Source organism: Nocardia sp. (assembly GCF_025465275.1).
Taxonomy (GTDB): domain Bacteria; phylum Actinomycetota; class Actinomycetes; order Mycobacteriales; family Mycobacteriaceae; genus Nocardia.
The window spans coordinates 1-8492 of the sequence record NZ_JAODNK010000019.1 but is presented as its reverse complement, the minus strand read 5'-3'; the positions used below and the strand labels follow the sequence as shown (position 1 = coordinate 8492).

At 65.6% G+C, this 8492-nt stretch carries 7 protein-coding genes; all 7 read right to left on the bottom strand.

Annotated features, from left to right (window positions below):
* Positions 1-271 precede the first annotated feature (271 nt).
* Entirely contained in the window at positions 272-1237 is a 966-nt protein-coding gene (locus JWN03_RS04665) for a DUF1152 domain-containing protein (RefSeq protein ID WP_297610195.1), read from the bottom strand.
* A 123-nt stretch (positions 1238-1360) separates the two neighbouring features.
* Positions 1361-2176, bottom strand: coding sequence for a COG4705 family protein (locus tag JWN03_RS04660; protein WP_297610192.1), 816 nt, complete (start codon positions 2174-2176; stop codon positions 1361-1363).
* Between the two features lie 145 nt (positions 2177-2321).
* Entirely contained in the window at positions 2322-3557 is a 1236-nt protein-coding gene (locus tag JWN03_RS04655) for an SfnB family sulfur acquisition oxidoreductase (RefSeq protein ID WP_297610190.1), read from the bottom strand.
* Complete coding sequence (gene sfnG, locus JWN03_RS04650; RefSeq protein WP_297610187.1) at positions 3554-4669, bottom strand: dimethylsulfone monooxygenase SfnG; 1116 nt, start codon at positions 4667-4669, stop codon at positions 3554-3556. The genes JWN03_RS04655 and sfnG overlap by 4 nt, the downstream gene beginning before the upstream one ends.
* Positions 4670-4705: 36 nt before the next feature.
* A complete protein-coding gene (locus JWN03_RS04645) occupies positions 4706-6091 on the bottom strand; it encodes a styrene monooxygenase/indole monooxygenase family protein (protein WP_297610184.1) in 1386 nt (461 codons plus the stop codon).
* Between the two features lie 24 nt (positions 6092-6115).
* Positions 6116-7543 (bottom strand): LLM class flavin-dependent oxidoreductase, encoded by a 1428-nt coding sequence (locus tag JWN03_RS04640; protein WP_297610181.1) that lies wholly within the window; start codon positions 7541-7543, stop codon positions 6116-6118.
* The coding region (locus tag JWN03_RS04635) for an acyl-CoA dehydrogenase family protein (protein ID WP_297610178.1) at positions 7540-8492 on the bottom strand (953 nt) is incomplete at its 5' end. The genes JWN03_RS04635 and JWN03_RS04640, both read right to left, overlap by 4 nt.

Genomic DNA, 8492 nt, shown 5'->3' with positions numbered 1-8492 from the left:
GGTCCCGTTGCACCGATGCCAACCGGCGGGTGCTGGTCTCGATCTGCTGCATCAACTCGACAATGTCGGTGTCCGACACCGGAATCAACGACAGTGTGGTGAGGGAATCGACCGCCGCGGCCAGTGCTTGCGCACCGGTCGCGATTGCGGTTTCTCCCCCTGATTCCATACCTCTATTCTACTCCCGGGAAACAGACCCGGAAAGGCGACTTCCGTTGTGATATAAGGCTATTCAGAATATAGGGTCTTTATCTTCACGCCGTTTATCTGGTCAATGTGGAATGAGGGTGGAGGGGCGGGGGTTGGGGCGCGATGTCAGGTGGGCTTCGATCATCTGGGCCACCTGGTAGGGGTGTTCGGTCGGCTCGAGGAGTGGTAGGTATTCGACTGTGTGGGCGAGCGCGGGGAGATCGACGGTCAAATATATTGCCATGAGGGGGTTTACGAACAGTTCTGTGCCGGTGGTGCGGTCGGTCGTATGGATGTCGCCGAACTCGCCGCGTAACGCGGCAGCGATTTGGGAGTGGACAATGCTTGGGCGCAAGGGGGTTTCGGCCAAGGCGTGGGTGACGGCGGCGAAATAGGCTGCGGCTTCGGGGCTGTCCGCGGGGATGGACAGGGCTCCGAGGAATGCGTTCTGCCGTTGTAGTGCGGCTAGGTTCTCGAGGACGTGGGCGTGGCAGACGCCGTGATAGGCGTCTATGCCGAAACCTACCGAGACGACCAGGCGGGTGAGGTCGTGCAGACCTGCGACAGCTGCGAGGCTGGTCATGTCCTCCTGAGGAGTGCCCAGGCCGGCCTCGTCACCGCGCAGCAGGATGTCGGTGCCGCCGTCTACCAGGACGAGGGCGTCCACGCCGAGCCGCTCGACGAGCGCGGCATAGGCCTCGCGCAAGGGGCGGACCCCGGATTTGGGGAATGCGTACACAATTGGGTCGCGACCGGTGGTTGCCAACCAGCGTGCGAGGCTGCGTTCGGGGAAATAATCGTCATTGCCGCTGGTTTCGGGATTGACGGCGGCGACTCCGGGCAGCAGCCAGTCGTCGAGCGGGGTCCGGCGCAGGTCGCTGAAGGACAGGTTGGCCAGGTGCACCTTCTTGCCGAGCCCCTCCAGTGCGACGGCGAGCGGCAGGCCACCATAGACATCGAATCCGCCGCCCGCCCCGGCGATCAGCACGCTGGAAGCATCACGTAGTCGGGTGAACAGCGGCGGCTCGGCCAAGCGAAACGAAGTCACCTCGCCATCATTGCCTCGGCGACAACATGTCGCCAGCAGGGCTCGTCCCAAGCCTGGTGCGCAAGCATCGGAAGTATGTCCATCCGTCGCGTCACGCTGCCAGGACGATCTCTTTCCGCCGCGTCAGACTTTGTCGGGGACGGCTGCGGATTCGGGTTCGACGGCGCGGGCGCGGGTTGTTTTGTAGCTGTAGGCAATTCCGCCGATGAGAATGGCGAGGAGTACGGCGGTGGTGCCGTACGTGCCGAAACCCAGGCCGCCCTTGTCATGCGGCTTGGAGAACAGGTCGCCGACGGTCGCGCCGAGCGGGCGGGTGAGGATGAAAGCCATCCAGAACAGCAGGACACCGGAGATAGCAGTGAAGTAGTGCGCCGCCAGGATGGCTGCCATAACGACCGCTATGAGCGCTGCACTTCCCCAGTAGCCCAGGCCGGAGCTATCGGACAGATAGTCGCCCAGCGAGGTGCCCAGGGTGTTGGACAGCAGGATCGCAGCCCAATACAGCGTCTCGCCACGAAGATTCGTGATGTCGTTGACGTCGAAGGTCTGACCACTTCCCCGCCAGATGAGGAAGATCACCGCCAGTCCGCTGATCAACAACGCCGCACCCGCGCCGTAACCGAGCCCACCCGCGGTGTCGGTACCGGAGCCCGGGCCGCGGTTGATCAAGTCGGACATAGTTGTGCCCGCGGTGCTGGTGGCTGCGATGACTGTCCAGTACACGGCAGGCCGGAATCTCCGGGATCGTAACTGGGCACCCAGACTGACCACGAAAATTACCAAGAACAGCACCGACGCGGCCGCGTAGCCGAGGTGAAGCGTTTGCGCGAGCAGATCACCACCGGTTTCACCGAGCGTCGTGGCGGCGATCTTCAGCACCCAGAACATTGCTGTGACCTGGGGGAGTTTGTATCCGGCTTGCTCGGGCGCGGATGGCATTCGTGCGTTCCCTCTCTCGATGTGGACCTTGCGGACGATCGACAACGAAGTTTGCCGGTCGTCCGCTGAGAGCACACTGAGATCCAGCGAATCGGTCAGCCGACGGCAGATCCGATTGCTGTGAGCAAGTCCCGGACCGTTCTGGTCAGATCACGCCGTGTAGTGGGGGTGCGGTGTCGTGCAGGAGTGATCTGCCTATGTGCTGGTACTTCCAGCGGATGGGGTCGTGGAGGGTGTGGGTGCGGGCGTTGCGCCAGAAGTGGTGCAGGTTGAGATCTGCGGCGGCGCTGCGGGTTCCGCTCACTTCGAAGAGGGCGGCGGAGACCTCGTTCGCCGCACGATCGGCGAGTATTTTCGCTGATGCGACGGCAAGGGATGCCTGGGCGGCCAGGGCGGCATTTCGGTTCGGTGAACCGTCCGGCGCAACTGCTACCGCGACGTCGACGGCGAGTCCGGCGGCGGTGAGTGTTGCCTCGGCCGCCGTCACAGTGACAGCCAGTTCGCCGAACCGCTGGATCAGCAGCGGATCGTCGATGGCTCGGGCGACGCCGGACTCGAACCATGGGCGACTCGATGTGCGCACGAATTCTGTTGCCGCCGTGAGTGCTCCGCGTGCAATGCCGGCGTCGATCGCTGCGTGCAGCAGCTGCGCGTAGGCCCCGTAACCGGTGGGGGCGCGCACCGCCGCCGAACGCTCGATCAATTGATCCGTATCGACGAGGACATTGTCGAAAGCGACGGTTCCGCTGCCGGTGGTGCGCTGCCCGAGACCGTTCCAGTCGTCGACGATTCGCACACCGGGCGTACTCACCGGGAGGTACACGATGTATTCCCCAGCGGGCAGCCCACTGTTCCCTTCGGGATCATCGAGCCGTGTCAGCACGGCCAGCAGATCAGCGAAAAGTGAACCCGTGCAGTAGAACTTGACGCCGTCGATGCGGAACCGCCCACCGACCGGTCGAAGGGTGGTCGCGATCTCCGCGACCGTCGCACCGCCCCGCTCGGATTGCGCGTTCGCGATCCGGCCACCGTCCAGCACCTGGCCGAAATAGCGGGCCTGCTGATCCCGAGAACCCGCCAGCCGCAAGAGATTCAGATAGACGAAGTGGCTGTGCGGGATCTGCGCGATATTCGGGTCGGTGATCGCGAGCAGGCGCACCACCTCGGCCACCGCGCTCGGCGGCACATCCGCGCCGCCGAAGGCCGAGGGCACGGTGATGGCCAGCAGACCGCTCGCCGCCAGCCGATCCAGCTCCTCGAACGGCAGCCCGCGGTCCCGATCCCGTAGGGCCGCGCCCGCCCCGAACTCGGTAGCCAGTTGCGCCGCAATCGAATACGCCTGGCCGACCGAGTCGATGCGGTCGGCGGCGACGGCGGTCATCGGACCGCCACGGCGGGCGTGCGCGCGGCCTCCAGTTCCCGCACCAGGGGCAGCACCTTCGCGCCGAAGTATTCGATCTCCTCCTGGAAGTGCAGGAAGCCGCCCAGGATCAGATCCACGCCGAGCTCGCGATAGGCGACAATGCGTTCGGCGACCTGTTCGGGCGTGCCGATGAGCTGGGTGCGGAATCCGTCGTTGTACTGCACAAGATCCTCGAAGCTCGAGTCCGCCCACATGCCCTTGTGGTCCTCGGTCGACGCACCGGCCTGCTGCACGGCGTCCCGGAACCCTTCCACCGCAGGCTTGTTCGCCTTTTCGATGATTTCGCGCAGGGTATCGCGCGCCTCCTTCTCGGTGTCGCGGGCGATAATGAACCCGTTGAGCCCGAACTTCACCTCCCGCTTGTTCTCGCGGGCCACGGTGCGCAGATCGTCGAGTTGTTCGGTGACGCCGTCGAAATCCTTGCCATTGGAGAAGTACCAGTCGGCGTACTTGCCACCATTGCGCCGCGCCGCCGTCGAGTTACCGCCTTGGAACAGTTCGGGATTCGGCCGTTCGGGGGTGTTGAGCGGCTTGGGCTTCAGCGTGAAGTCACGAATGCGGTAGAAGTCGCCGCCGTAGTTGACATCGTCCTCGGTCCAGAGCTTGCGGATCACCTCGAGGAATTCGGCGCTGCGCCGGTAGCGCTCGTCGTGCTCGAGCCACGGCTCGCCCAGTGCTTTGAATTCCCCTGAGAACCAACCGGATACAACATTGATAGCGAAGCGCCCGTTGGACAGGATGTCCGCGGTCGCACCGAATTTCGCAAGCACACCCGGATGCCAGAGCCCCGGATGGATCGCCGCGATCACCTTCAGCCGTTCGGTCGCACCGAGCAGGGCCAGGCTGAACGCGGTCGACTCGTGCTGGAACTCAGCACCATAGGAGGCGGTGTACCGCACCTGCGACAGCGCATAGTCGAAGCCGTTGCGTTCCGCGGTCTGCGCCAGCTTCTTGTTGTATTCGAAGTCCCAGCTGGTGCGTTGCTCGATATCGCTGGTGACCAGCCCTCCACTGACATTGGGCACCCAGTAGGCGAATCGGATCTGGTCGGCGATCTGCTCGGTGGTCATGGCGGCTCCAATGGGGTCAGTGGGAAGTTCTGCGGATCAGGCGCTGGCGAGCGTGCTGGAGAAGGCAGAGCGATCGAAACGCCCGGCCGGGGCGAAGCGGGCCAGCAGCGCGGCCGCGTCTTCGCCGCTGACACCGGTGATGAATTCGTTTGCCGCATCGAGCGAGTCGATGCCCAGCAGTGGCTGCGGACGGTGCAGCAGGCCGACGAGCGCGGAGGCGACACGCGAGTCCACAGCGGCCGCGGCGAACAGCTGGTTGCCGATATCGGCGAGTTCCGGATCGCCGAGGAACAGCCGGGTGACCTTGTTCGCGGCATCACCGCGAGCAGCCAGGAAGGCCGCGTACTGTCCACCGAGCCAGGCTTCGTCGAACGCCCCGTCGTGCACGGCCGCGGCGGCGACCAGCCGCTGCGCCTGGATCAATCCGCTCTGCGCGCCCTGGCCCGCGATCGGGTCGTAGGCGGCCGAGGTGTCACCGAGCGAGCCGACGACATGTCCGCCGGCGGTGTGCCCGGCACCCGATCGAACCGCCGGCCGCACCGCACCCTTGAGCCACGAATGCGGATCCTCGGCGATCGTCTGGGTGGCGAGCACCTCGGGCAGATCCCAGTCGATGAAATCGCGGTACAGCTCCTGCACGATCCGATGCGCCGAATCCGCCGAATCCGCTGCGGCGAAACGCCTTTCCCACTCACTGCCCGGTCGCGCCCAGCCGAGGAAGGCCCAGCTCGGCCCCGCGTCCTTGTGCAGGTAGGGACCCCACCAGCCCTCACCCTGATCGGCGAAGATGGAGAACCCGCTGTGCCCGCCGCCCGCCCGGCTGCGATGCGCGAAAACGCTGTCGTCATGGCCGATACCGGTCACGGTGACAGTGAGCAACGACCGCTGCGGTGCGTCGTAGACGGAACGCTCCGCATCGATCGGGAAGAGTTCGGACAGCCCACCACGACCGGTCGCCACCAGGGTCAGGTCATTGGCCGCCGCAATCGGGTCGAGAGCAGCGGGGGAGACCTGCTCCACGACGAATCGCCCACCGCGTTCCAGGAATCGGGTCAGCCGTTCATCGGCCTTCAGTCGCGTATCGACCGCGACCCCGACGTATCCGTCGAAATGCCCATCGAACGCGATCAGCTCTTCACGCTCCGGCCCCGCAATACGCACACTGAGTCCGGTGTGCCGGGGTGCGCGAGCGGTATAGGAATCCAGCCCGAGCGCAGCCTCTGCCTGCTGTGTCTCACCGAATTCGAGCGCCGTACCGGTGGCGGGCACATCGTCGCGCAGCGCCCGCTGATCCCGATCGCTGTAGAGCGTCACATCGAATCCGGCATCGAGCAGGCCGAGCGCCGCGGTGACGCCGGTTTGCCCGGCGCCGATGATCGCGGCCGTACGGGTGGAGCGGCCGGCGGAATTCTGAGATGTCATCTTCGGTCCTTTCCGATCCTGCGGTCAGAGGGCGACCGACGACCCGGGCCGGGATACGGCGTCGGGCAGCGCGGTCGATGCGGATCCACCCGGGCGATAGCGGGCGCCGCGATGTTCCTGGGGTAGGCGGTCGCCCCGGTCGAGCAGTTTGTTCCGGAGCGTGCCCGGAACGTATTCGGTGGCGTAGGCGCCGCGTGCGGTCAACTCCGGAATGACATGGCGCACAATGTCTTCGAAGCTTCCGGGCGTGATGGCGTAGGCCAGGTTGAAGCCGTCCAGGTCGGTGTCGTCGACCCAGTCCTGGAGCGTGTCAGCGACGGTGCTCCCCGAGCCCACGAAGACCGGGCCCATACCGCCGATGCCCGCCCACCGGCCGATATCGCGGACCGTCCACTCCCGGCCGTCGTCGTCGAACTCCTGGAACGCGGCGACGGCGGACTGGATGGCATTGCTCTGCACCTGGCCGATCGGGTCGTCCAGGTCGTATGCGGACAGGTCGATGCCCATCCAGCCGGACATGAATACCAGGCCGCCCTCGATGCTGGCGTAGGACAGGTATTCCTCGTGCTTATGCGCGGCCGCCTCGTCGGTGGCATCGGTGATGATCGTCGCGAGCGCGTAGATCCGGGCCGAATACCGGTCACGACCGGCCGCTTCCAGCGCATCACGAATACGGGAAACCGTCTGCGCCAGTATCCGTTTCGAAGGACCGGCGATGAAGATGGCCTCCGCGTTCTCGGCGGCGAAGCGCACACCACGCGGCGACGCACCGGCCTGGTAGATCGTCGGAGTGCGCTGCGGCGACGGCTCCGACAGATGGATGCCGGGCACCGTGTAGTGCTCCCCCCGATGACCGATGTGGTGCACCTTCGCCGGATCCACGTAGATGCCGCGCGCGGCATCGCGGACCACCGCGTCGTCCTCCCACGAACCCTCCCACAGCTTGTAGAGCACCTCGAGGTATTCATCGGCCTGGTTGTAGCGGTCGTCGTGGTCCAGCTGATCGTCGGCGCCGAAATTCCTTGCGGCCGAAGGCAGATAACCGGTCACCACATTCCAGCCGATACGGCCGCCGGTGAGATGGTCGAGCGTGGAGAGGCGGCGGGCGAACGGGTAGGGATGTTCGAAGCCGGTGCCGGTGGTGATGCCGAAGCCGAGATGTTCGGTGACGGCCGCCATGGCGGAGACCAGCAGCAGCGGGTCGGCCACCGGGATCTGCGCGCCCTGACGCAGTGCCGCGATATCGTCACCGCCGTACACGTCGTAGGTGCCGAGCACGTCGGCGATGAAGATGCCGTCGAAACGCCCCTGCTCCAACAACTTTGCCAGTTCGGTCCAGTAGCTCAGTTCCTTGTACCGATGCGACTGGTCCGCCGGATGTCGCCACAGCCCCGGCGACTGGTGTGCGACACAGTTCATATCGAAGGCGTTGAAGCGAATCCGGCGGGTCATTGTGCGTCCCCCTCCGCCGGCCGGCGCTCGCCCGCACTCCAGGCGAACGGCAGCGGCGCGTCGTTCAGCAGGTGATCGCCGATGGCCCTGGCCTTCTGGATCGCCGGATTGTGCACCGAGATGGTGCGGGCATTTCGCCAGTGCCGATCCAGGCGCAGCCGCTCGGACACGATCGACGCGCCGCCGACCTCGAACAGCAGCGTGGTGGCGGGCAGCACCAGATCGATCACTGCCAGCTGCGCCTGGGCAGCGGCGAGTTCCGCTGCCACCACGGCCTTTTCGTCACGTGCGCCGTCGTCCAGCACCTCATCCAGGACGTCGGCGACCGCGAGCACACTGGCCCGTGCCGCGAAGGCCGCACCCGACAGGCGGCCGATCACCTGCTGCACCAGCGGATCCTGCCGGGGCAGGTCGGCGGCCGAGTGGGTGTAGCCGCGCGTCCGCGCCGCAACCCACTCACGCGCATCCAGTTCCGCACGCTGCGCGATTCCGGCGAGCACCGCGAGCTGTACCAACTGCAGATAGGAGGTTGCGTACGTGGGCCCGGGAGCACCGTAGCCCGGTCCGAGCACCTGATCCCGCCGCACGGCCACATCGGTGAAGTCCGTCGTGCCGCTGGCCGTCAGCCGCTGCCCGAAACCGTCCCAATCATCCTGCTGGCGTACACCTTCGGCCGTTGCCTCGACGAGTACACCTACCCGCTCACCGTCCTGATCCGCCGCGACCAGGATGTGATCGGCATACAGCGACCCGGTGCTGTAATACTTCGTCCCATTGAGCAGGAATTTGTCACCCGACGCGGTAAGCCGAGTCTGGTACCGGTCGACGGCACCCACACCAGGTTCGGTAATGGCATTACCCACGAGTGTGCCCGCGACCACCGCGCGCAACCACCGTTCCCGCTCGGGACCGGGCTCGGCGAGCAATTGATCCTCTACGAACGAGAAAT